The 24,699-nt window shown below is 31.9% G+C and carries 18 protein-coding genes; 11 read left to right on the top strand and 7 right to left on the bottom strand.

Translation table 11 applies throughout. From position 1 onward, the window contains the following. Window positions 1-20: 20 nt before the first annotated feature. Both FNW17_RS03295 and FNW17_RS03290 read right to left on the bottom strand, forming a co-directional pair. Window positions 21-1,121, bottom strand: a complete 1,101-nt coding sequence (locus FNW17_RS03295) for an ATP-binding response regulator (RefSeq protein ID WP_143391295.1) — start codon at window positions 1,119-1,121, stop codon at window positions 21-23. After that, a complete protein-coding gene (locus tag FNW17_RS03290) occupies window positions 1,111-3,117 on the bottom strand; it encodes a sensor histidine kinase (protein WP_144070867.1) in 2,007 nt (668 codons plus the stop codon). Before FNW17_RS03290 ends, FNW17_RS03295 begins: the two co-directional genes overlap by 11 nt. A 133-nt stretch (window positions 3,118-3,250) precedes the next feature. Between FNW17_RS03290 and FNW17_RS03285 the strand changes: the two genes are divergently transcribed. Both FNW17_RS03285 and FNW17_RS03280 read left to right on the top strand, forming a co-directional pair. Beyond that, entirely contained in the window at window positions 3,251-4,012 is a 762-nt protein-coding gene (locus FNW17_RS03285; protein ID WP_143391293.1) for a response regulator transcription factor, read from the top strand. Between the two features lie 1,345 nt (window positions 4,013-5,357). After that, window positions 5,358-5,792 (top strand): hypothetical protein, encoded by a 435-nt coding sequence (locus FNW17_RS03280; protein ID WP_144070866.1) that lies wholly within the window; start codon window positions 5,358-5,360, stop codon window positions 5,790-5,792. 468 nt (window positions 5,793-6,260) lie between these two features. On the opposite strand, the gene FNW17_RS03275 is transcribed toward FNW17_RS03280, so the two are convergent. After that, the gene (locus tag FNW17_RS03275; RefSeq protein ID WP_144070865.1) at window positions 6,261-9,782 is read right to left on the bottom strand and encodes a PAS domain-containing sensor histidine kinase; all 3,522 of its coding nucleotides are present in this window, start codon (window positions 9,780-9,782) and stop codon (window positions 6,261-6,263) included. Between the two features lie 316 nt (window positions 9,783-10,098). Here FNW17_RS03275 and dnaG point away from each other — a divergent pair, with 316 nt between their 5' ends. Next, window positions 10,099-12,075, top strand: coding sequence for a DNA primase (dnaG, locus tag FNW17_RS03270; protein WP_144070864.1), 1,977 nt, complete (start codon window positions 10,099-10,101; stop codon window positions 12,073-12,075). Here the strand turns inward: dnaG and FNW17_RS03265 are convergent. Together FNW17_RS03265 and nadE are read right to left on the bottom strand one after the other, a co-directional pair. After that, on the bottom strand, window positions 12,072-12,701 hold the full coding sequence (locus FNW17_RS03265) for a response regulator transcription factor (protein ID WP_143391868.1): 630 nt from the start codon (window positions 12,699-12,701) through the stop codon (window positions 12,072-12,074). The genes dnaG and FNW17_RS03265 overlap by 4 nt on opposite strands. A gap of 87 nt (window positions 12,702-12,788) precedes the next feature. Beyond that, window positions 12,789-13,595 carry an NAD(+) synthase gene (nadE, locus tag FNW17_RS03260; protein ID WP_144070863.1) on the bottom strand — a complete coding sequence of 269 codons (807 nt, stop codon included), beginning with the start codon at window positions 13,593-13,595 and terminating at the stop codon, window positions 12,789-12,791. Between the two features lie 142 nt (window positions 13,596-13,737). Here nadE and gldB point away from each other — a divergent pair, with 142 nt between their 5' ends. The 3 genes from gldB (at window position 13,738) to FNW17_RS03245 (ending at window position 17,690) form a co-directional block, all read left to right on the top strand. After that, a complete protein-coding gene (gldB, locus tag FNW17_RS03255) occupies window positions 13,738-14,703 on the top strand; it encodes a gliding motility lipoprotein GldB (protein WP_144070862.1) in 966 nt (321 codons plus the stop codon). Next, a complete protein-coding gene (gldC, locus tag FNW17_RS03250; RefSeq protein WP_144070861.1) occupies window positions 14,693-15,055 on the top strand; it encodes a gliding motility protein GldC in 363 nt (120 codons plus the stop codon). The genes gldB and gldC overlap by 11 nt, the downstream gene beginning before the upstream one ends. A gap of 181 nt (window positions 15,056-15,236) precedes the next feature. After that, a complete protein-coding gene (locus FNW17_RS03245) occupies window positions 15,237-17,690 on the top strand; it encodes a glycoside hydrolase family 9 protein (protein ID WP_144070860.1) in 2,454 nt (817 codons plus the stop codon). 69 nt (window positions 17,691-17,759) lie between these two features. Here the strand turns inward: FNW17_RS03245 and yihA are convergent, their stop codons facing one another. Together yihA and FNW17_RS03235 are read right to left on the bottom strand one after the other, a co-directional pair. Then, window positions 17,760-18,380, bottom strand: coding sequence for a ribosome biogenesis GTP-binding protein YihA/YsxC (yihA, locus tag FNW17_RS03240; RefSeq protein ID WP_143391863.1), 621 nt, complete (start codon window positions 18,378-18,380; stop codon window positions 17,760-17,762). A 13-nt stretch (window positions 18,381-18,393) separates the two neighbouring features. Then, a complete protein-coding gene (locus FNW17_RS03235; protein WP_143391862.1) occupies window positions 18,394-19,167 on the bottom strand; it encodes an alpha/beta fold hydrolase in 774 nt (257 codons plus the stop codon). Window positions 19,168-19,537: 370 nt separating this feature from the next. On the opposite strand from FNW17_RS03235, the gene mraZ reads away from it, so the two are divergent. From mraZ to FNW17_RS03210, 5 genes are read left to right on the top strand one after another with little or no spacing between them, the layout of a single operon-like run. Further along, window positions 19,538-20,008: a division/cell wall cluster transcriptional repressor MraZ gene (gene mraZ / locus FNW17_RS03230; RefSeq protein WP_143391861.1), complete on the top strand. Its 471-nt coding sequence runs from the start codon at window positions 19,538-19,540 to the stop codon at window positions 20,006-20,008. Continuing rightward, a complete protein-coding gene (gene rsmH / locus FNW17_RS03225) occupies window positions 19,995-20,891 on the top strand; it encodes a 16S rRNA (cytosine(1402)-N(4))-methyltransferase RsmH (protein WP_143391860.1) in 897 nt (298 codons plus the stop codon). Before mraZ ends, rsmH begins: the two co-directional genes overlap by 14 nt. After that, window positions 20,888-21,238 carry an FtsL-like putative cell division protein gene (locus FNW17_RS03220; protein ID WP_143391859.1) on the top strand — a complete coding sequence of 117 codons (351 nt, stop codon included), beginning with the start codon at window positions 20,888-20,890 and terminating at the stop codon, window positions 21,236-21,238. The genes rsmH and FNW17_RS03220 overlap by 4 nt, the downstream gene beginning before the upstream one ends. Beyond that, complete coding sequence (locus FNW17_RS03215) at window positions 21,229-23,235, top strand: penicillin-binding protein (RefSeq protein ID WP_144070859.1); 2,007 nt, start codon at window positions 21,229-21,231, stop codon at window positions 23,233-23,235. The genes FNW17_RS03220 and FNW17_RS03215 overlap by 10 nt, the downstream gene beginning before the upstream one ends. After that, window positions 23,232-24,695: a UDP-N-acetylmuramoyl-L-alanyl-D-glutamate--2,6-diaminopimelate ligase gene (locus tag FNW17_RS03210; RefSeq protein WP_185965260.1), complete on the top strand. Its 1,464-nt coding sequence runs from the start codon at window positions 23,232-23,234 to the stop codon at window positions 24,693-24,695. Before FNW17_RS03215 ends, FNW17_RS03210 begins: the two co-directional genes overlap by 4 nt. Window positions 24,696-24,699: the final 4 nt, after the last annotated feature.

Below are 24,699 nucleotides of genomic sequence, written 5' to 3'. Positions count from 1 at the left end.
ACAGACTAATTTTGAATTAATTATTGAACGGGAATATCGGTTTGACTAATGTGTAACGGAAAAAATAATTTGACTGTTGTGCCCACATTTTTTTGAGATATGATACTAAAAACGCCACTTGTTTTTTTCATAAAGGTCTTGCTCATAAAAAGGCCTAAACCCAATCCCTGCTGCTCTCTCTTGTCACGATCGAATTGTTGATATGCATTGATTTCTTTTAGTTGTGTTTCATTAAATCCAATTCCATAATCTTGTATAGTCAATTCATAGAATTCGGAATTATATTTTTTGCCAGAGACTATAATTTTCTCCTCCATTTTTGAGAACTTCAAGGCATTATCCAATAATTCAAAAAGAATGAAATGCAAATATTCTTCTTTTATTTTAATATCAGATTCATCAATATCAAATTGGATTCTTTCCAGCTGAGTTTCATCAATTTCGGTAATTTTTTTCTTGACCTTTAAAAATTCATTTAGTATTTCAGTATATGAATCATTTATAAAATCAAGTTTATCGTTGTTTAAATTATCATAAAGAATAGAATTTTTTAATGTTCGGTTTAGCCTAATACCGGATGTTTTAATTGAATCGTAAAACATATTGATTTCATTCTCTTTGAAATTTTCTTTGTGTTTGATTAAAAGTTCTATCGAACCTAAAATTCCATGAAGAGGAGTGTTTACTTCATGTGAAAAGTATTTGTTATTGCTAAAGTTTGGATTACTATTCCCATTTTTTATTTTAAGGAATCTTTCAATTTTCACTTCAATAATTTTTATTAGATCATCGATTTTAAAAGGTTTAGACAAGAAATGATCCACTCCCATTAAGGTACATTTCTCTACTTCATCAGAATTGTTTTTTGCGGTCAAAAAAATGAAAGGTATTTGATTCAGAATCTTGGTTTCTTTGACTATTTCGTGAAATACATAGCCATCCATAATAGGCATCATTATGTCGCTTATTATTAAATCTGGAATCCATTCATCTAAAATTTTTAATGCTTCGTGACCATTGGCAGCACCTTTTACGTTGTAATTGTTGTGAATAAGTAGTTCTGTAATAGTCTCTCTTAGATCCTGTTCATCGTCAACAATGAGTATTTTATTATTGTTCATAAGGGAGTATCAATGTTATAGTTGTTCCAAAATTCTCTCTGCTTTTTATAGATATTTTTCCGTTAAGTAGATCGGTGAATTGTTTTGCTATCGTTAACCCCAATCCCGATCCCACAATTGTGCTAGTATTTGTAGCCCTGAAAAAGGAAGTAAATAAATGTTGTTTTTCCTTTGCTGGAATTCCAATACCAAAATCTATTATTTCGAGTTTGATTTTATTTTCCAAATAATTTATGATTAGTTCTGGTTCTGGTTTGCCTGCCGAATATTTAAAGGCATTTCCTATAATGTTAGTAACAATTTGAATCAATAAGGTTTCGTCGGTACTAATTTTTTGTTTTTCTCCTTTAATTGAAATTTTTATCTTACGTCCATCAATTTCATTATTAAAATAAGTTTCAATTATATTCTTTATAAAGATAACAAAATCTATTTCTTTTAAATCTTTCTTTGTTTCTTCTAACTCATATTTTCCATATATTAGAATATTATTCATCAATTCGGTAAGTCTATCTACTTCATTTTTTATTCTTTCAGTATTTAGCTCTAAGTAACTGGTGTCTTTTCTTAGATTTGTCTTGCTTTTAATATCAATAAGTTCTGCATTAGAATATATAATTGTTAATGGAGTTCTGAATTGATGTGATGCCATAGCAACAAACTTCGTTTTTAATTCGCTGAGTTCCTTTTCTTTTAAAAGGTTTAATCTCATTTCTTCGGCAGCATTTATTCTTTCACTAATATCTCTGGAGGAAGATTGTATTCCTATAATTTCTTGTTTGTTATTAAGGATAACTTTTGAGGTGCTTTCTAGCCAAATATAGTTGTTGTCTTTTTTCCTGAATCGATAAGTTGTGGCTATTAGTTCTAATTTTATTGGAATTTCTCGGCTAGAATCTTGCATTAGGCCCAGATCATCTGGGTGTATGAATTCATAAGGACTACGGTGAATCAATTCTTCGGGATTATATCCAATGATATCTTTAGAAGAGTTCGAAACATAGGAGAAAGTTCCATCATTATAGCGTTGGGTAATTAGATCAGTCGTGTTTTCAGCAATAAATCTAAATTTTTCCTCGGATAACTCTAGTTGGCGTTCTTTTTCTTTTATCTCGCTAATGTCTATATGTGTTCCAATAATCTTAATGGGGTTTCCAATAACATTTCTTATAGCCAAACCGGAATATTTTATCCACACATAATGGCCTTGTTTGTGTTTCATTCTTTTTATTCCACCATAACTGTTGGTTTTGCCATTTATGTAATCTCTTAGATCAAGTTCAATTTGGATAATTTCATCTGGATGAACATTTTTTCTCCAAAATTCGAAATTTTGGTCTATTTCTTCTAAACGGTAACCTAGCATTCCTGCATAATTATAAGAAAAAGTAGCTATATTTGTTATAATATTCCATTCCCACATACCTTGATTAGAGCCCTTTAGATAAAAATCAAATAAGTCTAAATGAGCTTCTAATTTTGCATTGGTTTGATCTTGATTTAATCGAATCCCTATATTTTTAGCAACAGTATGCAATGCACTAACCTCTTCATCAGCCCACTCTCGTTCTGTTTTGCAATCGTCATAGCCAATCCAACCCCAAAATTTGTTTTCAGAAAATATAGGCGTAAAAAGATAGGATTTTATTCCTTGCATTTCCATCGTTTCTACGAATAATTTGTTGTCGCTATTTTTGACCAGTCCATATAATGGTATATCGTTACTCAAAGGTTGATATAGTCCCGGAAAATTGTCATAAGAAAGCCCATTTAAGTCTGGACTGCCCAAATAGGAATCAATACCTTCATTGCACCATTCGTAGATGTAAAATAACTTCACTTTTTCGTTCTCGGTCTCATTTTTAAAAATATAACATCTGTCAATATCCTGACTTTTACCAATTGCAGTAATACACAAATTTAACGCTTCGTCAATCGAAATTTCTTTTAAAAGATGATTATTAGCATTTGAGATCCCTAACAGAAGATTTTTCATAATAATTGCGTAACTTTATGGAGTAATTGTATACCTCCAAAGATATTTTGATATTAATAAGCATAAAGAGTAATTACTTATGATTTAAAAATATAAACTTATAATTTAAAATATGGTAACTTATTTTCGTATAATGAAATTTAAAAAAAGTGAAATACTGCTAATAGAAGATGATCTAGCTTTGGGTAGTTCAATTTCAGAGGTTTTGCAGTTAAGTGATTTCAAAGTGAATTGGTTTACTAATGGCTTGGAAGCACTTGATTATCTGCAAAATTATTTGCCAGATATCATAATTAGTGATTTGATGATGCCGCATATGGACGGTGGAGAATTGTTTACAAAAATTAGAAAAAACAGCAAATTCAACGCTATTCCTTTTATAATAATTACTGCAAATATGGATGACGGAGTCAAGTACAAGCAGCTTGAAAACGGGGTTAATGACTATATAATGAAGCCTTTCAAGGCAAACGAATTGATTTTTAAAATCAAAAATTTACTAGTTCTTAGGAATAATATTGAAAAAAAATACAAACCGGATCCGTTTTCTAAAGTAACAATAAAATTATCCAAAAAAGATTTTCTGGAATCTGTAGATGACTTCATCTTAAAAAATTTAAAATCAAAAATTAGTATTGAGGAAATATCAATTCATCTTTTTATTAGCAAATCAACGTTAGATAAAAAAATTAGAAAACTTACCAATAAAAATATTACTCAATATATAAGAGAGTTTAAATTGGAATATGCGATTAAACTTATTGATTTAGGGGAAAGGAATATTCAGTTTTTAGTTGATGAAACAGGGTTTAACTCATTTTCTTATTTTTCTACAAGTTTTAAATCTTATGTAGGTCTTACAACACGAGATTATATAAAATCTTTACAGGATTAATCTTTTAACCAATCTTTGATATTGATTAGGGCTTGTTCGAATTGTTTTCGGGCATATAAATAACTTATGAGTATTTTTTTTTAAGATATTAATTAATTGTTAATTTTTTTCAATGTGAAATTATAGTTTTGTCCCAAGATGTTTAAATAATCTTGTCATATTGCAGCTTATTAAATTGTTTTTCGGGGGAAAAAGTATTTAGGTAACTAATAGGCTGCTTTATGCAAGATTTACTTTGTATTATTTTGTAATAGTCATGAGTATGAGTTTAGTTTTGGGAAGCGCGGATAAAATCGGGGATGACGTTCTCAAAACGCCTTTATTTACATTATATAATAGCCACATAGTCATTAAACTCAAAGACGAAAAAAAAGTTTTTAATTTGAGTGAAATTACAAATGTGAGACTTCAAAAAAAAAGAAATTTCTTCAAAAATATCTTGTTTTTGTTATTCACACTTCTTATTTATTCTTTTATATCCGACTATTGTGTTAGAGATTTTGTTAGCAATATTTTATTATTTGTTTTAACTATAGTATTAAGTCTAGTTTCTCTTTCGATCGAGAATTATACATATGTGTTATTTATTAATATGAACCACCTTGCTTTCAGAAAATTGAGATTGTCCAAAAAAGATGTGCCTTATGCCTTGTATTTTGTTTCGGTTTTTAAAAGTGGTTATTTGAAAAAAAATTGTTAAATACTTGATTTTACAATAATAGCGAAACGATTATGGCGTCAAGATATAATAATTTGAAAGCTTGCTTCTTTTTAAGTTATTATTCAAGAAGTAAATGAGTTTTCCAGTGTTTATTAATTTATTAAAATCAAAAATCATCACTGACTAATTACCTTTCCTTTTTTTAGCAAATCAACGTTAGATAAAAAAATCAGGAAACTTACCCATAAATAATATCTCATTAAACTTATTGATTTAGTTGAAAGAAACATCAATTTTTTAGTGAATGAAACTGGATTTAATTCGTTTTTTTATTCTTCGGCAACTACTAATACTTATATTGATCTTACTAGACGAGATTATATAAAATCCTTATAAAATATAAAACATAATTACTCTATATGACTCTTAGTTATGGGGATTAAATCTTTTCAGAATTGTTTTATGTATGGCATTTTAACTTATGTGCATTTTTTTTTAAAGCATACGTTAAAATATTTTTTTTATCATTTTACATTATATTTTTGAGTCAAGATATAGAATATATGCCTTGCCATTTTGCAGTTTATTGAATTATATTTTATTATTGTTATTTGGAGATAATGACGAAGAAATTAATGAGCTGCTTGAGTCCAGAATAGAAATAAATAATATTTCCTAAAAATTATGAATACAATTTTTGAAAATAAAGCTCAAAACACGAAGTATGGCATGTTAAAAACGTCACTCTTTAGTCTGTATGAAAATCATTTTGTTATGAATCATAAAGAGGGAGAAAAAGTTTTTAGCTTGAATGAAATTTCAAATGTTAGATTTCTAAAAAAAAGAAACTTTTCGATAAACATCTTTTTATGCCTATTAACCATATTAATTTATTCCTTTTTAACTGATTATTTTGAAATAAATTCTCTCTGGAATATTTTTTTATTTATAATTACTATAGCATTAAGTATAATTTCTCTTTCGATAGAAAATTACAATTATGTATTGTATATTAATATGCGCCAATTAGGTTTTAAGAAATTGAGATTGTCAAAAAAAGACGAACCCTATGCCGTATATTATGTCTCTTTTTTTAAAAATGACTATAAAAAAGTTTAATTAATTTCTTAATTTTCATGTAATCTAATTAGAAATATTACAACATTCGTTTTATACGACTTACCACTTCTTTATCAACTATTTTTGACTATTACACTTATTTTAAACCAAAAATAAACTTCTACAACATTTTGAATTGGCCAAAATAAAAGTTTCATAAAATACACTTTGATTCGGAATGAAGCGCCTCTTTATCGATTCACTAGTTCAATTCTTACTGCTAAAACACCCCAGCAACATTTGTTCCATCAGTCTTTTTTGCTGTTCTATAAATAAATCCACAACACTATAATTTGATCATATTTACATCAGAAACAGTCTCATTTTTCTGTATTTATAGAACTTTTTAACACTTTCAATCCGCCTTTGGAATCAATCATTTACTTCAAATTCAGAAATCGCAAACAATTTCACTAATTGTTTATTTTAATTTATTTCACCATCAATAATGAATGACTTAACCCTTTTTTAAGGTTTCTGCAAAGGGAATTGCAAGCTTACTTTAGTTCCTTTTCCTAAATTGCTTTCTAATTTTATATTTCCTGAATTTTTTTCGGTGAAGGTTTTGACAATATAAAGCCCTAAACCTGTCCCTGATATTCCATTGGTGTTGCTTGCTCTAAAAAAAGTATTAAATAATTTAGGTTGGTCTTCGTCAGGTATTCCTATTCCAAAATCAATAATTTCAAGAACAACTTTTGATGAGGTCGTCAAAAGGTTCATTAGGATATTTCCAGAACCTACAGAATATTTGAAAGCATTATTTAATAAATTGAAAATTGAGTATTCCATCAAATTTTTATCTGCAAAAACACGAAAATTAGTTCCCTTAAAAAATGTTTGCACTTTGCTTCCATCCTTCTGATTATCAAAACTAGTTTCAATTACATCAATACAAAGTTGTTTTAAATCAACTGAAACAGGGTTGAAGTTAGTTTTTCCAGCATCATCTCTTGAAATGGTTAACACTGAATTCATCAGTTCAACTATTCTATCAATTTCTCCAGTAATCGTCATTAATTGTTTCTCTAATCGTGGTTTTTTTTCAAAAGTTTGACCTTCAAGATAAATAGAAATCAGTTCAGCACTTGTTCTTATGGTAGTCATTGGAGTTCTGAATTCGTGGGAAACGGTAGAGACTAAATTTGATCGTAATTCATTGAGTTCTCTTTCTTTTTCCAAGGTTTTTTTAATAATTTCTTCTTCAATTTTCCTTGTCGTTACGTCACGGCTACTAGACTGAAATCCTGTATTTACACCTTTTTCTTTTATAATATTGGCTTTGGTTTCCAGCCATATATATTTTCCATCTTTATTCAAAAATCTTGCAATCGTGAAGTCGTTTACTTTCTCGTCAATAAAACCCATAAAACTGTCTTGGAGGTGTTTTAATTCTTCAGGATGAGCATAATCCATAGGGGATTTTCCAACCATTTCTTCAGGAGTATATCCCAAGATGTTTATGACAGAAGGAGAAACATATTGAAATGAAGTGTCTAAATTATGTAAACATATTAAATCAACTGAATTTTCTGCTAAAAAACGATACATATTTTTAGCCTCATTAAGTTGAATGGTTCTGTTTTTATTATTCTCTTCGATTAATAATTTGTTTTGAAGCTCTATTTCTTTTCTTTTTGTGATGTCAATGATTTGAACGATGTAGTAGGTTTCATTTTTACTATTTTTCACCAATGAAACAGAATTGTATGTCCATACAAGAGAATTATTTTTTTTAATAAACCTTTTTTCAGAGTTGAAGTTGGTAGTGTTGCCCGAATCTAAACTTTTTTTATGTTCTAAGTCAACTTCTAAGTCAATATAATATGTTATTTCTTGAAATGTTAATGATTTCATTTCTTGGTTAGAATAACCTAGCATTTCACAAAGTATATCATTTACTTCTGTATAATATCCTTCAATGTCAACTAATGCCATTCCTACTGGCGAATGTTCAAAGGCTCCTTTAAACTGCTCTTCACTTTGCCTCAATTCATCTTCCAGTCTTTTCTTGTTAGTGATGTCTTGCATTGCTCCAATCATTCGGATTGCTTTACCTTTTTCATCTCTAATTATTATTGCTTTATCATGAACATAAGCATAACTTCCATCTGATTTTAAATAGCGATATTCATCAGACCATTTAGTAATAGTTTTATTTCTTAAAGTATTCTCTAAGTTTATAAAACAGGATTTTCTATCTTCTGGATGCACAAAATTTTCGCATACTTGACCTTTAATCATATTGTCCTTAAACTTGTGCCCAAATAGATTAGAATAGCTGGCTCCAACAAAAATATCGTCATTTAATATATTCCAATCCCAAATAGCATCCGAAGTAGCTTCGCTAGAGTATGTAAAGCGCTCATTGCTTATTTTTAATTTGTCTTCAATCTTTTTAAGTTCAGTGATATCATTAAACGAGCATACAACATATAGCAATATTCCTGAGTCATCAAATACCGGTATGGCATCAACTAAAAGCCAAACCATATCCATAGAAATGGGGCGATAAACACCCATAACTACATTTTTTACCGGTTTCAATAATTTAATTGCCATAGGCACAGGATTATCTTCAGGAAGAAAATCGGAACCGTCAAGGTGAATTATTTTCCAAAGTTTATCAAACGAGGTCTTGCCAATCAATTGATCATTGGTAAGACCTAGCATTTCACAAGCGGCTTTATTGTTCTCCAAAATTTCAGATTCAGGCCCTTGCACCAATATTCCGACAGCAACATTATCCATAATGCTACTCAGAAGTTGCTTGCTTTTAAGGATTTCTTCTTGTGCTTTTTTGCTTTGGGTGATGTCAACTCCAAATCCAATCATCATTTCAAAAGTACCATCTTTATGGAAAACCGGATTCAATTTTCGGGTGTGATAAGAAGTCAAGCCGGTATATGGACTAGTGATGCAGTCCTCCCATTGAATCAAATTTTTAAATTCCATAGCTTGCAAGAACTTTGCACGTCTTTTTTTTGCCGAGGAATCATCCCTTCCAGTGTGTTTTGCATATTCAAAATCATCTTTTCCTATAATGAATTTTCGAAGTTCATTGTCTTTTATGGCAGCTTGATTCAGATATAGGTATCTGTGATCTTGGTCAAAAGCAGCTACATCTGTTGGGACTTGATCTAGTATTTTTTCATAAAATTCTTTTTGTTGCAATATTTTTTGTTGTATTTCAATGTGTTCCGTAATATCTCTACAGTTTCCAATGTAAATAATTTCCCCATTTTTTTCTGATAATTTAAAACTAGAAGTGTGCCAGGTGTACTGACCCTCTTTGTGCAAGATTCTATAGGTAATTTTATTTTCCCCTATTTCAATTTTATTATTTAAAAAAGCAGTAACTATTTCCAAATCCTCAGGATGCAAAAACAAGCTGATGCTTTTACCTATCACTTCGTCGAGTTCATAGCCAAGAAAAGTAGTCCAATTATTCGACACATAGATGATGACTCCTTCTGTATTAAGTTCGTAAAAAATTTCTTTTGAATTGTCAATAAATAATTGAAATTGGGTTTCTTTTAGTTTTAACAGTTTCAGAAGATCTTGGTTTTTCTGAAATTGACTTAAAAAAGATTGAATTTGTTTTGCAGCAATACTTAAAGTTTTTAATTGGATTGAGGAAAGTTTTCGGGATTTTACGTCAAAAAGGCAAAGGGTTCTTACAGGTAGATTGTCATCATTACATAAAGGGAAACCAATAAAGAATTCGAAGGATTTTTTTGTAGAAACTTTATTTTTTGAAACTGTTATAATTGTATTTTGTTCAATAACAGAAATGATATTTAATACAATTTCTTGAGGAATAGATTTGAGTTCCAGACCTATTTGAGCCTTAATAATAGGGACTTCATTATCTACTTGACTTATTAATACATGAGGTACTTCGCATATTTCAGAAATGAATGATAAAATATCATTGAATTCTTGCTGAAAATTTATTGCATCAGACAATTTATATGCTTCTGGATTCATTTTAATATTGATTATAGGTTCTGCTCATATAATCATTTTAGGGGGCAATAAAGTGATTATTGTAATTTGGAAAACAATTATGCAAGTTAATATTTATTTCGTTATAAATTAATACTTTGAGAGTCGTAAAACTATGAAACATTAGGTATAAAATCAAAAGAATAATTTCTTGTGAGATGTATCTAAAAATAGAATCAATATTTTTATGTCTTTATCTCTACAGATTTAAATTTAATTAAAGTTAAGTTTTTATTTGTTACAATAGATAATTTAGTAAAATTAAACTTTGTAACTTTGGCTTTCAAAAATATATAAATTGATTTCAAAAGCATCTATAGACATCGTTTTCGAAACTGCTCGAGTTGAGGAAGTTATTGGTGATTTTGTACAATTGAAACGCGCTGGGAGTAATTTCAAAGGCTTGAGTCCGTTCTCAGATGAGCGTTCTCCATCGTTTATGGTTTCGCCTGCAAAAGGAATCTGGAAAGATTTTAGTTCTGGAAAAGGCGGAAATGCTGTAGCTTTCCTAATGGAACACTCGCATTTTACCTATCCCGAAGCTATTCGATATTTAGCCAATAAATACAATATCGAAATCGAAGAAACGGAACAAACCGACGAAGAAAAAGCCAATACCGATGTTCGCGAAAGTATGTATTTGGTTTCTGAATTTGCCAAAGATTATTTTCACAATACACTTTTACACTCCGAAGAAGGCAAAGCTATAGGTCTTTCCTATTTCAAAGAAAGAGGTTTTACAAGCGAAACTATTAAGAAATTTGTGCTTGGATATTCACCCGAAACTTGGGATGCTTTAACCAAAGAAGCCTTAGGAAAAGGATATAAATTAGAATTTTTAGAAAGCACAGGATTGACAATTCCTAAAGATGACAGACCATTCGACCGTTTTAAAGGACGTGTAATGTTTCCTATTCAAAGTATGTCGGGAAGGATTTTGGGTTTTGGAGGAAGAATTTTGACCAACGACAAAAAAGCTGCAAAATACCTCAATTCGCCCGAAAGTGATATTTACCACAAGAGCAAAGTTTTGTATGGAATCTTCCAAGCCAAACAAGCTATTGCCAAACAAAATAATTGCTATTTGGTCGAAGGTTACACGGATGTAATCCAGTTCAATCAAGCCGGAATAGAAAATGTAGTTGCTTCATCTGGAACGGCTTTGACGCCAGACCAAATTCGATTAATCAACAGATTGACGAAAAATATTACAGTTCTTTTTGACGGTGATGCTGCTGGATTGCGGGCTTCCGTTCGGGGAATAGACTTGATTCTGGAGGAAGGAATGAACGTGAAAGTATGTTCGTTTCCTGACGGAGAAGATCCTGATAGTTTTGCCAAGAAAACCCCTTATGAGGAATTAGTTAAATATTTAGATGAAAATGCTAAAGATTTTATCCAATTCAAAGCATCTATGTTGATGAATGATGCCAAAAATGATCCGATAAAAAAAGCCGATTTAATTCGGGATATGGTGGTGAGTATTTCCAAGATTCCAGATAGAATACAACGCGAAATCTACATTCAGGAATGTTCTCGAATTATGGATATTTCGGAGCAGGTTTTGGTAAGCACTTTAGCACAATTGGTTCAAAAAGATGTTGCTGAGGTTGGAAAAAAACAAAAACAAGATCAAAAAGCTTTTGAAGTAGTAAAAAATGAAGCGCCAGCCCAGGTACAAAAAATTGATATTCTCTATGGTTTAGAACGTAAAATCATTGAAATTCTTTTGCTTTATGGAAATAAAACGGAAGTGTTTGAAGATGTTCTTTTAAAAGCAAATGAAGTAGGCGAAATAGAAAATGTAATTGAAAAGAAAGAATACAAAGTTTTTCAAAGAATCTATTTGAGCTTGCAGGAAGATGAAGTCGAGTTGGCAAATCCTTTATTTAGGGATATATTTAATAATTTGATAAATTATTACCTTCAAAACGAAAACTTCAGTATAGAGTTGTATTTAATGCACTTACAGCCTGACTTTGCACAGGAAGTAACTGATATTTTAATGGAAGATGAACGCGTAGTTTTGCATAATTGGGAAGGGCAAAATATTTTTCCAAAAACTAAAGCCGATTCAATTAGTCAATATGTTTCTGAAACCATCTTGACTATGCGTTGGTATTTAGTAGATAAAATTATAGAAGAAATAAAAAGCTCTATATCTTCTGAACCGGATTCAGATAATATAGAGCCTTTATCTATGGCAATGGATTACTATAAACTAATTAATTCTTTTTCAAAAAAATTGGGTAGAGTAATGTCTCGCTATAGTTAAACTATTTCTAGGGTTTTTGCCTTGTTTACTAAATCTACTAGGTTCGTAACGTTTAATTTTTGCAACAATCTTAATTTATAAGTACTTATTGTTTTTTCGTTAAGTCCAAGGATTTTAGAAATTTCATTATTCTTTTTACCATCACTTAAATAGCGTAAAACCTCAACTTCACGATTGGAAAGTTTACGGTATAAACGCTCGCTCTTGTTTTGTTTAGCAATCAGCGCAAGGTTTTTCTTAACGGTTTCGTCAATTATTATTTTACCTTGATTCACTTTTACAATTGCCTGACCTAAGGTTTCTAATTTTTCTTTTTGAGAAACAAATCCAGAAACACCCGCTTTTATAGCATTTGGCGCATAAATTTGTTCTGAAAGATCACTAAATATAATGATTTTTGTTTTTGGAAAATTTTTCAAAATATTTTTAACTTCAAAAATACTAGAAAGACCCTCTAATTCAAGATCCAAGATTAACACATCAATCTCCTTAGTCAGGAGTATGTCTCTTACCATTAAAAAATTCCCTACATTGGCAACTATCGAAATAGTATCGTGATCTTTAAAATACGATTTTACCCCGAAATGCACTACTGGATGATTATTTGCTAAACAAACTTTTATCATAATATTAATTTTTAGAGTTACCCAATTTTACGAATTAGTAAAGTTAATGAAAATTTTATTAAACTCACAAAAAATATTAGGAAAATACTACTTAATATCGTTTGACACAATACAAACTGGGATTTCATTCATTTTGTGTTGATTTATAGTGTTCAATTTTTTGTAAATATCGAAAACGGTTTTTTCTCTTCCTGAAAAATTTTCGCTGATTTTGCCCTTTTCTTCCTCAAGCATGGCCCACTCCAATTCATCATAACTAGCACCCAATTGATCTTCATCTGTTCTATCATCACCAAATAATCCATCGGTTGGTGACGCTTCTAATATTGAATTTGGAATTTGCAAATATTTGCCCAAAGCATAAACATCCGACTTCATCAAATCTGCAATTGGACTCAAATCTACTCCTCCATCACCATATTTTGTATAAAAACCAACTCCAAAATCTTCTACTTTATTTCCTGTACCAGCTACCAAAAGACCGTGAATTCCAGCAAAATAATACAAAGTCGCCATTCGCAACCGGGCACGAGTATTGGCCAAAGACAAATTTACCTTATCCGAATCGGATACTATTGGAACAATAGTTTTGAAACCATCAAAAATAGTTGTCAAATCTGCTTCAACATTTGTAACATTTGGAAATCTTTTTTTCAATTGTTCTATATGTTCACGACCTCGACTTACGTGACTTGGCGCCTGATGAATAGGCATTTCTACACACAAGGTTGACAATCCAGTTTGCGCACAAAGTGTTGAGGTAACAGCCGAATCTACTCCTCCAGAAATTCCCACAACAAAACCATTAACTTTTGCGTTTTCAGCATAGGTTATTAACCAATTGACAATATGCGTATTTACTTTCTCGACTTGAAGAGTACTTATTTTAGACATAATAGTTTGGGTTTTTAAAATGTAGGTATTGTATATTTGCAAAAATAATAATTTTCAGGAGCTATTTCCGATATCCATTTTAATCTTTTCTTTTTTATGAAAAGTAAAGGATTTACATCGTTATAGTTAACAAAAAATAAAAATGAAAAGAATAATTCTAATATTTGCTATAACAATCTCTTTAGTTTCTTGCGATAAGAAAACAAAAGTAGAAAAAGCGGTCGAAGAAATTCCGTTAGAAATCAAAGTAGAACGTTTCGACAAGCTATTTTTTGAAACTTCACCAAAGGATATAGCCCAATTAAAAAAACAATTCCCTTTCTTTTTTCCACCAGGAAATCCAGACAGCGTTTGGTTAAACAAAATGCAAAATCCTCTTTGGAGAGAATTATATACCGAAGTTCAAAAAAAATACTCCAATTTTGAGCCTGTCCAAAAAGAACTCAACACCCTCTTCAAACACATAAAATATTATTTCCCAGAGACAAAAACTCCAAAAGTAATCACAGTAATTTCCGAAATGGATTATAACAGCAAGGTTATTTATACCGATAGTTTAGTCATTATTTCGCTGGAATTGTATTTGGGTAAAGACCATAAATTTTATCAATTTCCCAACTATTTAAAACAAAATTTCGAGCAGAAACAAATCCTTCCCGATGTAGTCTCGAGTTTTTCGACACAACAAATTGCTCCTCTTACAGATACCTCTTTATTGAGTCAACTGGTTTATTACGGAAAAGAATTATATCTAAAAGACTTGCTTTTACCTGGTTATACTGATGCTGACAAAATAGGATATACACTAGAACAAAATAAATGGTGCGAAGAAAATGAAGGTTATATGTGGCGGTATTTTCTAGAGAATGAATTGCTGTATAGCGACGACCATAAATTGGGCAATCGTTTTATAAATACAGCTCCATTTTCTAAGTTTTACCTAGAAATTGACAATGAGTCTCCCGGAAGAGTGGGCACTTGGATAGGCTGGCAAATGGTGCGCTCGTATATGAAAAATAATGATGTGCCACTTAAAGAAATGTTAAAAATGAATGCAAAAGAACTTTTTGAAAAATCTAAATACAAACCCAAAAAAAATGGCGAATAATAATACACCCGACCCGAGCAATAGCGAACGGGCATCACAAATTAAAATAAACATCCAATTAGACGAAAACCGAATTCCTGAAAAATTATCATGGGCTGCAGTTGAAGGAGGTGTTGAACTAGAAGAAGCAAAAGCCTTTATGCTTTCGGTTTGGAACAGTGACGAAAAATCAACAAAATGCATCGAATTGTGGACAAAAGATATGTCTATGGATGAAATGAAAATCTTTTTTCACCAAACCTTGCTTTCGATGACTGAAACTTTTCAAAGAGCTACAGGCGACGAAAAAATGTCGGCAACAATGCAAGATTTTTGCGATTATTTTGCAGAGAAATTAGAATTGAAAAAATAGAAAAATCACCAAAAATGAGAAATCTCAAATTCCAATTTTAAATATTGGGATTTGGGATTTTTTATAAAATTTTGTATTGCTTATTTTAAAATGGGTTATTATAATTTTTTGTAATTTTTTTACAATCTAAATTAATTTCCAACTATTTAATTTATATTAGCTTATTCTTTTAAAATACTTTATGAAAAAATTAATTGGTTTTATTCTTGTGACACTATTATTAATGTCACAAATAAAGGTTGACGCTCAAAATCTGAAACTTCATCCTAAAGGTTATTTTTCTGCTAGAGGAATTGATGTAACGGTCTTTGATGATATATATCCCGACGGTCATCAAACTGGAGTTACAATGATTCAGCACGGAGAGCGTGTTATGGCTAATGGAGATTTGCGTTTAGAAATTTCACCAGGTCAATGGTCTCCTGTGCCAAAAGAGGTAGAAAAAAAAATAGATATTGCAACACAAACTATTTCTCAATCATTATCTTACCCAGATGAAACTAAAAATCATATTGGTTTTAACCCGATAGACTATCCCGATTTGAATTTAAAATACAAAGTAAACGTAACACCTACTGAAGGCAATAATTTTCGTATTACAGTAGATTTAGAAAATGATGTTGATATAAAATGGCTAGGAAAAATTGGTTTTAATATCGAGTTATTTCCAGGTGATTTATTCGGTAAATCTTACTTATGTGATGGGAATTTTGGAATTTTCACTCATTCTCCCTACGGACCTCTTGAAGCCCAAATTGATGGTCAAAATCTGGGAACGCCACTATGTAAAGGGAAAAAAATCACAATTGCTCCCGAAAGCGATTTATCAAGAGTGACTATTGAATCTAATTTAGAGGATATTGCTTTGTGGGATGGACGAATCAATCATAACAACGGTTGGTTTATTATCCGTGCTCCAATTTCTTCAACATCCGGAAAAAGAGTTGTAGATATTGTAGTTTCTCCAAATGTAATTCCAAATTGGACATACAAACCTGTAGTTCAGGTTTCACAAGTTGGCTATTATCCAACACAATCTAAAGTCGCTATTTTAGAAAATGATCCCAATGATGAAGAACCATCAGAAGTGATTTTGATAAAACACGATGCGCTTGGTAAAAAAAACATCAAAACCATAAAACCTAAAAAATGGGGAGACTTTTTAAGATATAACTATTACCAAATAGACTTTTCTGAAATAAAAGAGGAAGGAATGTACACGCTAAGTTATAGAGGAAATGAAACATCCCCTTTCCAAATAAGTAAAAAATTATATGACAGAAATGTTTGGCAACCTATTCTAGAATATTTCTTGCCTGTACAAATGTGTCACGTTAGAGTGAATGAAAAATACAGAATTTGGCATGATTTCTGTCATTTAGATGATGCTCAAATGGCACCCACAAATATCAATCATTTTGATGGTTATGTTCAAGGGCCATCAACACTAACAAAATTTAAATCTCATGAAATTGTTCCCGATTTAAATCAAGGCGGGTGGCATGATGCTGGTGATGATGATTTAAGGGTAGAATCTCAAATTGGCACGGTTTGGAATCTCGCACTAATGTTAGAGGAATTTAACATAGAGTCCTATGATGCAACAAGTATTGATTATGATAAAAAAATAGTTGAAATTCACCAACCAGACGGAAAATCGGATGCCTTACAGCAAATGGAACATGGGCTTGCTTCAATTTTGGCAGGATATCGTTCTATGGGTCGCTTATATAGAGGGATAATTACAAACAGTTTGAAACAATATGTGCTTCTTGGTGATTTTGGAGGAGTTACAGATGGTCTTTGGAATCCAAATCCAAGTGCAAAAGATGATGATCGATGGGTTTTTACGGAAGATAATCCTGATCGGGAGTTGTATGTAGCTGCGGGACTTGCCGCTTCTTACCGTGTTTTAAAAGTGAAGAACCCAAAATTAGCAACAGAATGTTTAGAAACAGCAAAAGCCCTTTATCAAACTTCTTTTTTGAAATCAAAAAGAATAGACAGCAAAGTAACATTGCTAGTTGAATTGGCATTGGCAACAAACGAAGCAATTTATACTAAAGAAATCGTCAATTCACAAGCAGAAGTATTAAAAAATTTCGAAAATTTAGGCTGGAAAGTCGGTAGGATGAAACATCTTATTAGTGATAAATCTTTCCTTAATAAATTAAATTCTGAGGCTAAAAAATGGAGTGACAAAACTAAAAATAATTCGCTTACTGATTCTCCTTATGGAGTTCCTTATAAACCCAATATTTGGGGAGCAGGTTGGACTTTGCAAGAATTTGGAGTTGAACAATATTATTTTTCGAAATCTTGGCCGGAGTATGCTAATTATGAAGTGTATAGTAATGCTTTGAATTTTATACTTGGAGTTCATCCGGGCAATAATACAGCCTCTTTTGCTTCGGGAATTGGATCAAATTCATTGTTAGTAGCTTATGGTATGAATCGTGCAGATTGGTCGTACATTCCAGGAGGAGTAACTTCTGGCACAGCACTAATTAGACCTAACTTGCCTGAGCTTAAAAAATGGCCTTACTTTTGGCAACAAACAGAATATGTTATGGGAGGCGGCTCTACGGATTTTATGTTTTTAGTGTTGGCGGTACAAAAACATTTTGGAAAATAAATTTTACAAAAAAAGGGATAAAATATAGAATTAGTTCTGCATTTTTTATCCCTTTTTAATTATATGTTTTTAAAACTCACTATTGTTCTTGAAAACTTCCTGATTTACTTCTTCGATGTAATTTAAAACATCTTCTTTTCCCGTAGATTCTGTTGCAGAAGTCACAAAATACTGAGGCATTTCGGCCCAGTTGTTCGCAAACATTTTCTTTTTGTATGCTGCAATATGGGAATCTATTTTCACTTTGCTAATTTTATCGGCTTTGGTAAAAACAATACAAAACGGAATTTCACTTTCGCCCATATACGCCATAAATTCGATGTCGATATTTTGTGCTTCGTGGCGAATGTCAATTAGAACAAAAGCACAAACGAGTTGTTCTCGTGTTTCAAAATAATCAGTGATAAACTGTTGAAAAACCGATTTTGTTTTCTTTGAAACTTTGGCATAACCATAACCTGGCAAATCGACTAAAAACCAATTGTTATTGATTTTGAAATGATTTATCAACTGAGTTTTTCCTGGTCTTCCTGATGTTTTGGCCAAATTTTTATGATTGGTCAACATATTAATCAATGATGATTTTCCAACATTAGATCGGCCTATAAAAGCATATTCTGGCAAGAAGTCTTTCGGACATTTGTCTACTTCTGAGTTGCTTACAATAAATTCGGCTGTGTTAATTTTCATAAGTATTTAGAACTTAGTGTGCTTTTAAATGAGTATGAGAAAGCCAGTCTTCAAGCAAACGATTAAACTCATCTGGACTTTCCATCATTGCTGCATGACCACATTTGTCAATCCAATATAATGACGCATTTGGCAATAATTCATTAAATTCTTCGGCAACAGAAGGTGGCGTTACAAGGTCATTTCTTCCCCAAATCAGGCAAGTTTGAACATGCATTTTTGGCAAATCTTTCGCCATATTATGCCGTATAGCACTTTTAGCGATAGTCAACGTTTTTATCAGTTTTATTCTATCGTTTACAGAAGCAAATACTTCGTCTACTAGTTCCTTGGTAGCCATTTTTGGATCATAAAAAACATCTTGTGCTTTCTTTTTTATGTATTCATAATCGCCTCTTTTAGGATAACTATCACCCATAGCACTTTCATAAAGTCCTGAACTTCCTGTTAATACAAGGCCAGCTACTTTTTCAGGATACATCTTAGTATGGTATAAAGCGATGTGACCTCCTAATGAATTTCCCAACAAAATTACTCTATCAAATCCTTTGTAAGTGATGAAATCCTTCACATATCTTGCAAATGCTTTAACATTAGTTTTCAAAATACTCTGAGTGTAAATCGGCAAATCGGGTATCACTATTTTGTACCCTTTTTCAGAAAAATGACTGGCGACAGCATCAAAATTACTCAAACCTCCCATTAAACCATGCAATACAACAATTGGAGTTCCTTCACCAGCTTCATAATAGCTGTATTTGCCTTCTTTTTTATAGTATTTTTCCATACTTTATATAGCGAATTTTCAATTGCAACAAAGATAGGTTTTAATAAATTAAAAAAAATTCTTAAAATCAAATTTTATGCATTATAATCTTAATTTGTAAAAAAGCTATCGATTTTGGCTCTACTATTTTTCGTTTTTAATTCATTCCAATTACAGTTTGAAAAACAATGTTTTTAAATTTTTCCTGTAGAATCGTTTCTAAAATTCAATGGTTCTTAACACGGTATTAAAAAACAGCTAATACCCTGATCCACTCAAAACTAGTCGTTTTTATTGGAAAGTGGTAAAACTTATTAACAAAGTGGGGTATTGTGGTAAATTGTGGTAATAATTTTTATATTTTTGCTCTACATCAATTAAAAATTTTATCTTGAATACAATTGTCGGAACTTATGAATGTAAAGTCGATGCCAAAGGAAGGCTGCTTCTGCCTGCGCCTTTGAAAAAGCAGTTGACTTCGTCACTTTTAAACGGCTTTGTTTTGAAGCGTTCCGTATTTCAACCCTGTTTAGAATTGTATCCAATGGAAGAATGGGATTTGATGATGCAAAAAATCAATAAACTCAACCGATTTGTCAAGAAAAACAATGACTTCATTCGCCGATTTACAGCTGGTGTAAAAGTGGTTGAAATCGATGCTTTAGGAAGATTATTGGTGCCAAAAGATTTGGTGATTTTTGCCAATATTTCGAAAGAAGTTGTTTTCTCATCAGCAGTGAATATTGTAGAGATTTGGGATAAAGATTTATACGAAAAATCGATTAACGGTGAAGATGTGGATTTTGCAGATTTAGCCGAAGAAGTAATGGGAAATACAAATAACGACAATGGAATATCATAATCCAGTTTTGCTTCAAACATCGGTAGATGGTTTGAACATAAAACCCGACGGAATCTACGTTGACGTGACTTTTGGCGGTGGCGGGCATTCAAGAGAAATTTTGAGTCGATTAGGACCAAACGGTAAATTGTTTGCTTTTGATCAAGATGAAGATGCATTAGCTAATGCTTTGCGTGACGATAGATTTACACTAATCAATGAAAATTTCAGATTTATAAAAAGGTTTTTACGTTTTTATGGCGTGAAAAGTGTCGATGGGATTTTGGCTGATTTAGGCGTCTCCTCTCATCAATTTGACGTTGCTGAAAGAGGCTTTTCGACTCGTTTTGATGCCGAATTAGATATGAGAATGAGTCAAAAAAATGATTTGAATGCCTTTAGAGTGGTCAATGAATATGATGATGCCAACCTAAGAAGAGTGTTTTTGGATTATGGAGAATTGAAAAATGCTCCTGCATTGGCAAAAACTATTATAGAGGCTAGGGAATATCAACCCATAAACACTACAGATGAACTAAAAGACATATTGGCAAAATATTTACCTGAAAAAGTTCGAAATAAAGTGTTGGCACAAATTTATCAAGCCATACGAATTGAAGTCAATCAGGAAATGGATGTTTTAAAAGAATTTCTGGAACAATCATTAGAAATATTAAATCCAGGTGGCAGATTAAGCGTGATTTCTTACCATTCATTAGAAGACAGACTGGTTAAAAGATACATCAAAAACGGAATGTTTGAAGGGGAACCAGAACGCGATTTTTTTGGTAATTATTCGGTTCCATTCAAAATCATTGAAAAACTGATTGTTCCAGATAATGCCGAAATAAAAATCAACAATAGAGCTAGAAGTGCCAAATTAAGAATAGCCGAGAAAAAATGAAAACTGGAGTATACGATATATTAAAAGCGCGATTTCTTATTGAAGATGATGCTATAAAAAGCTGGCGTTTTATCGTTTTTTTGATTGTTCTTGCTATAATAATGATTGCAAACACACAGCGTTTTGAACAAAAGGTGTTTAAAATAGCTGAACTGACAAACCAAGTAAAAGAACTTCGTTCAGAATTTGTAGATAGGCGTTCGGAATTAATGAAACTAAAAATGGAATCTACTGTTTCTGAAAAAATGGCAACAAAACAAATTTTTCCATCGACAGTACCACCAACAAAAATAAAAGTCAAAAAAACAGTAGAAAAGAAAAATTTCTTTCAAAAATTATGGCAATAGAAGATAAAAACATTTCTTACAGAATATATCTGGTAGCGTTCGTCATCTTTATGATGGCATTGGCTATTGCTATAAAATTAACCAATATTCAATGGGTCGAGGGCGATTATTATAGAAAATTAGCTAAAGACAGAACAGTAAAGAATTTTGTTATTCCTGCCAATAAAGGAAATATTTATTCCGCCGACGGAAGTCTTTTGGCAACTTCAATTCCAAATTACGAAATACGATTTGATGCTATAGCACCAAAAGCAGAAGCTTTCGAGAAAAATGTAAAACCATTGGCCGATTCTATATCACTCCTTTTGAAGAAACCAAGTGGTTTTTACTTAAATGAATTGCGAAAAGCGAGAGCGAACAAAAACAGATATTATTTAATAGCTCGGAATTTGAGTTATACCGAGTTTGTAAAAATAAAGGGATTTCCATTATTTAAATTAGGCCCTTACAAAGGGGGAATTATTGTAGAACAAGAAACCGTTAGAGAACATCCCATTGGCGAAATTGCCGAGAGAACTATTGGATACGAAAGAAAAAATCCTGACGGTACTGCAACAGGAAAAGGAATTGAGTGGGCGTACAGAAAATTTCTTGATGGTAAAGACGGTAAAATTTTAAAACAAAAAATTGCCAAAGGACAATGGAAACCGATAAGTGATGTTAACCAAGTAGATCCGCAAGATGGTTATGATGTACTCTCTACAATCGATGTTTACATTCAGGATATTGCACACCACGCTTTGTTAAAACAATTAGAATTATATCAAGCGGATCATGGCTGCGTTGTAGTTATGGAAACAAAAACCGGAAATATAAAAGCTATTTCTAACTTAGGAAGGCATAATGATGGTACTTATTTTGAAACTACAAACTATGCTTACACCGAGTCTCACGAACCAGGCTCCACTTTTAAACTTGTTGATTTAATGATTCTTTTGGAGGATAAAAAAATAGATACGAGTGCCGTTTTCAATACCTATGGCGGAGTTATTAAATATTCCGGAAAATCAGTAAGAGATTCACACGAAGGAGGATATGGAAAAATATCATTAGCACGTGGATTTGAAGTTTCTTCCAATACGGTAATGGTTCAGGCGGTGTATAATAATTACAAAAATAATCCAAGTCAATTTGTAAATCACATCAACGCAATTGGTCTGAACAAAAAATTAGGCTTAGAATTCAAAGGCGAAGGCGCACCATTTATACCTCAACCAAGCGACAAAAACTGGTCAAATATTTCTCTTCCTTGGATGGCTTTTGGATATGGTGTTTCGGTAACACCGTTGCAAACGCTCACTTTTTATAATGCTGTTGCCAATGACGGAAAAATGGTCAAACCACAACTTGTTTCCGAAATAAGACAATGGGATAAAACCATAAAAAAATACAACACAGTGGTTCTAAATCCTAAAATATGCTCTACGGAAACCATCTTGAAATTAAAAGCTGTTTTACAGAATGTTGTCAAAAAAGGAACCGGTGCAAAGTTGTATTCCAAAGATTTTTCAATGGCAGGAAAAACTGGAACAGCCGCAGTAAATTATGCTAAAAATGGTGGCTCCGAGAAATATTATGCCTCATCATTCGTAGGCTATTTTCCGGCTGAAAGTCCCAAATATTCTTGCATTGTTGTGGTTCATAAGCCTAACACTTCGAATAACAATTATTATGGTGCCGATGTTGCAGGCCCAGTTTTTAAAAGAATTGCACAAAAGATCTTTACAGATGCTCCTTCGACAAATGAAATAAATAACATCAATAAGAAAATATTAAAACAGGAAAAAGATTATGACTCTTATTATGCAAAAACACAGAAAGAGCAATCGTCAACAATCCCTAATGCAAAAGGAATGGCAGGAATGGATGCTGTGGCATTATTTGGAAATCTTGGATTGAAAGTAAAAATTATTGGCGTTGGAAAAGTAAAAAAACAATCCATACAAGCCGGACAAACATTAGATAAAAACGCAACTATAATATTAGAATTATCGTGATTATTTTAAAAGAAATAATATACAAAGTCGCAATCGAAGCTGTAAAAGGTTCGACAGATATTGCTATCGATAAAATAGAATTTGATTCTAGAAAAATCGGAGCCAATGATGCTTTTGTAGCTATTCGAGGGACGATTTCAAACGGTCACGATTATATTGAAACGGCAATTTTGAATGGTGCTATTGCCATTATTTGCGACATTTTTCCAGAAATCATAACACCCGGAATTACTTATATTCAAGTGAAAGACACCAATAAAGCTTTAGCTTTTGTGGCTGCCAATTATTTTGGAAATCCCTCGCAAAACTTAAAATTAGTTGGTATAACTGGAACAAACGGCAAAACAACAATTGCTTCTTTATTGTTCCAATTATTTAAAAAAGCAGGTTTTAAAGTTGGATTATTATCTACAGTAAAAATATTGGTTGATGAATTAGAATATAAAGCGACACACACTACACCCGATTCAATTACAATCAATCATTACTTGAAAGAAATGGTTGAGGCTGGGGTCGAATATTGTTTTATGGAAGTGAGTTCCCACGGGATTCATCAAAAACGCACCGAAGCCTTGTGTTTTGTTGGTGGGATTTTTACCAATTTATCGCACGACCATTTGGATTACCACCCCACTTTTGCCGAATATCGAGATGTGAAAAAATCATTTTTCGACAATTTGCCAAAAACTGCATTTGTATTATCAAATATTGATGATAAAAATGGTCCCGTTATGTTGCAAAACACGGCTGCCAAAAAATTGACTTATGCACTAAAATCTTATGCAGATTATAAAGCACAGATCTTAGAAAATCAACTATCTGGGTTATTGTTAAAAATTAACGGCAATGAAGTTTGGGTAAAACTAATCGGAACTTTCAATGCTTATAATTTGTTGGCAATCTATGGAACTGCTGTCGAATTAGGACTAGAAAGTATAGAAGTCCTAAGATTATTATCCGTATTAGAAAGTGTTTCGGGTCGTTTTCAATTTATAGTTTCAAACTCGAATATCACGGCGATTGTAGATTATGCGCACACTCCCGATGCTTTAGAAAATGTACTAAAAACGATTAATGACATTCGAACTAAAAACGAACAATTGATTACCGTTGTGGGTTGTGGAGGCAACAGAGACAAAGCCAAACGACCAATTATGGCAGGAATTGCTACTGAATGGAGTGACATAACAATCTTAACATCAGACAATCCGCGTAATGAAGATCCAGAGGTAATTATCAACGAAATGGAACAAGGGGTTGAACCTCAGAATTTCAAAAAATCATTATCCATTACTGATAGAAAACAAGCCATAAAAACAGCTTGTCAGCTCGCTCAACCCAATGATATTATTCTAATTGCAGGAAAAGGACACGAAACATATCAAGAAATTCAAGGCGTTCGTCACGATTTTGACGATATGAAAACAGTAACTGAATTACTAAACCAACTCAACAAATAGAAAT

It is taken from the genome of Flavobacterium franklandianum (genome assembly GCF_007097365.1).
GTDB classification, from domain to species: Bacteria; Bacteroidota; Bacteroidia; order Flavobacteriales; family Flavobacteriaceae; genus Flavobacterium; species Flavobacterium franklandianum.
Note: the sequence above shows the minus strand (reverse complement) of the source record. Positions and strands in the feature narration are given on the sequence as shown.

What these genes read in the sequence shown, in the direction of transcription:
- FNW17_RS03295 (WP_143391295.1), bottom strand. Translation starts at nt 1,121, where the DNA reads ATGAACAATAATAAAATACTCATTGTTGACGATGAACAGGATCTAAGA.
- FNW17_RS03290 (WP_144070867.1), bottom strand. Translation starts at nt 3,117, where the DNA reads ATGAAAAATCTTCTGTTAGGGATCTCAAATGCTAATAATCATCTTTTA.
- FNW17_RS03285 (WP_143391293.1), top strand. Translation starts at nt 3,251, where the DNA reads ATGAAATTTAAAAAAAGTGAAATACTGCTAATAGAAGATGATCTAGCT.
- FNW17_RS03280 (WP_144070866.1), top strand. Translation starts at nt 5,358, where the DNA reads ATGAATACAATTTTTGAAAATAAAGCTCAAAACACGAAGTATGGCATG.
- FNW17_RS03275 (WP_144070865.1), bottom strand. Translation starts at nt 9,782, where the DNA reads ATGAATCCAGAAGCATATAAATTGTCTGATGCAATAAATTTTCAGCAA.
- FNW17_RS03265 (WP_143391868.1), bottom strand. Translation starts at nt 12,701, where the DNA reads ATGATAAAAGTTTGTTTAGCAAATAATCATCCAGTAGTGCATTTCGGG.
- nadE (WP_144070863.1), bottom strand. Translation starts at nt 13,595, where the DNA reads ATGTCTAAAATAAGTACTCTTCAAGTCGAGAAAGTAAATACGCATATT.
- gldB (WP_144070862.1), top strand. Translation starts at nt 13,738, where the DNA reads ATGAAAAGAATAATTCTAATATTTGCTATAACAATCTCTTTAGTTTCT.
- gldC (WP_144070861.1), top strand. Translation starts at nt 14,693, where the DNA reads ATGGCGAATAATAATACACCCGACCCGAGCAATAGCGAACGGGCATCA.
- FNW17_RS03245 (WP_144070860.1), top strand. Translation starts at nt 15,237, where the DNA reads ATGAAAAAATTAATTGGTTTTATTCTTGTGACACTATTATTAATGTCA.
- yihA (WP_143391863.1), bottom strand. Translation starts at nt 18,380, where the DNA reads ATGAAAATTAACACAGCCGAATTTATTGTAAGCAACTCAGAAGTAGAC.
- FNW17_RS03235 (WP_143391862.1), bottom strand. Translation starts at nt 19,167, where the DNA reads ATGGAAAAATACTATAAAAAAGAAGGCAAATACAGCTATTATGAAGCT.
- rsmH (WP_143391860.1), top strand. Translation starts at nt 19,995, where the DNA reads ATGGAATATCATAATCCAGTTTTGCTTCAAACATCGGTAGATGGTTTG.
- FNW17_RS03220 (WP_143391859.1), top strand. Translation starts at nt 20,888, where the DNA reads ATGAAAACTGGAGTATACGATATATTAAAAGCGCGATTTCTTATTGAA.
- FNW17_RS03215 (WP_144070859.1), top strand. Translation starts at nt 21,229, where the DNA reads ATGGCAATAGAAGATAAAAACATTTCTTACAGAATATATCTGGTAGCG.